Below are 700 nucleotides of genomic sequence, written 5' to 3' on the forward strand. Positions count from 1 at the left end.
TAATAATTATGTTCAATAAGTTAGAGGTCTAAGGCTTGACCCCTTGAGTTTCTATGACGAGTTGAGCTATACTGTGCCTACAGTCTTGATGCGCGAAGTGCATTACATAAAGCACTGCTACATAGCTCTGTTCTATGTAGTGTATTTTTCAAGACTGAGAATGTGTTAAGCTTCCAACTTAACCAAATAGCATTCGCAAACGAGCCGTCTTCCCAACCGTAGACGGCTTTTTTGTGCCTGAAATTCAAGCAGTTGATCTTTTAGATCTTTTTCTATAAAGTAAAAAGATATTGGTTTGGCGTGGAACCCGAACCTCCCTAAAAATCGGTTGGAATCATAAAATGACTTTATCTAATTTTCTCAGACAACAAAATCAGTGTCCTCCCCTCCCCCACCATTTGAGTGTGGCAATATTGGGAAGAATAGACGCTGAGGGCTTGTCTGATGTTAATCTCTGAACAACAGACTCTTACTCAAGCCCAGCAGAAAGCGGCGACAGAAGCGGCCTATCGTGCTCGTCGTAAGGCGCGTAAACACGAATTGGTGGAATTGCACAAAGCGGTTGTGGCCGCAGAAAATGCCAAAAAACCTAAAACCCCCTTTCTGATCGCGTTTAGATCTCGTCGTTTACGCCGTGATGGTGTGGTCGAAACCTTACCGCAAGAATTTGCGCGCATCTTAAAAGCGTGTGAAGAGTTGA

Annotated in this window: 1 pseudogene; it reads left to right on the forward strand. The window is 43.4% G+C overall.

From position 1 onward, the window contains the following. Window positions 1–444: 444 nt before the first annotated feature. Window positions 445–700: pseudogene (locus OU793_RS24770) on the forward strand (hypothetical protein); the annotation flags it as partial.

The organism is Vibrio sp. VP6, from assembly GCF_028823755.1.
In the GTDB taxonomy this organism is placed as follows: domain Bacteria; phylum Pseudomonadota; class Gammaproteobacteria; order Enterobacterales; family Vibrionaceae; genus Vibrio; species Vibrio parahaemolyticus.